This is a genomic window from Aminobacter sp. P4_D5, from assembly GCF_056401815.1.
In genome coordinates, this window is sequence record NZ_JBFUIP010001042.1 from 1 (window position 1) to 595 (window position 595).

1 protein-coding gene and 1 pseudogene are annotated in these 595 nt (G+C 71.5%); both read left to right on the forward strand.

All coding sequences use genetic code 11. From position 1 onward, the window contains the following. Positions 1-256: pseudogene (locus AC1DWF_RS36550) on the forward strand (sulfite exporter TauE/SafE family protein); the annotation flags it as partial. Continuing rightward, on the forward strand, positions 253-595 hold a 343-nt coding region (locus AC1DWF_RS36555; RefSeq protein WP_476843329.1), incomplete at its 3' end, for a TIGR02186 family protein. The pseudogene AC1DWF_RS36550 and the gene AC1DWF_RS36555, both read left to right, overlap by 4 nt.

The following is a 595-nucleotide window of genomic DNA, read 5'->3' on the forward strand; positions in this document are numbered from 1 at the left end:
GTTCCAGGTGGTCTGCGTGACGGCGTCGGTGACATTCCTGCAGGCGGTCCAGGTCGGCGGCGTGGACATCGTGCTGACGCTGCTGCTGCTGGGCGGCGTGGCGGGCGCGCAGTTCGGCGCGGCGATGGGCGGCAAGCTCCGCGGCGAGGAGACGCGGGCGCTGCTGGGCGCTCTGGTGCTGGCCGTCGCGGCTTCGCTGCTGTGGGATCTGCTGCGCGTGCCAGCCAACCTGTTCTCCGTGGGTCYGGCGCTGTGAAGATTTTCGCGCCCCCAAACGCCGGGCGGGCGCTTGGCTTCGCCGCGCCGCTGATGCTCCAGGCTCGCAGGTGGAATGGGCGGCGCCGGACGCTGTGCGGCCAGGTTCTCGGCGCGGTGCTCCATGTCCTGATCAGTGGTCTCTGGTTGGCCGTTCCTGCCGGCGCCCAACCCACCGAGCTCGTCGCCCGCCTCTCAACCGAGCGCGTCTCCATCACCACCGCCTTCATCGGCGAGAGCATCCTGGTCTTCGGCAGCACCGAGCAGCCGCTGGGCCCCGGCGGCGACGAGGTGATCGTCATGGCGCGCGGACCCCAGGGCCCCTTCGTCGTGCGGCGGA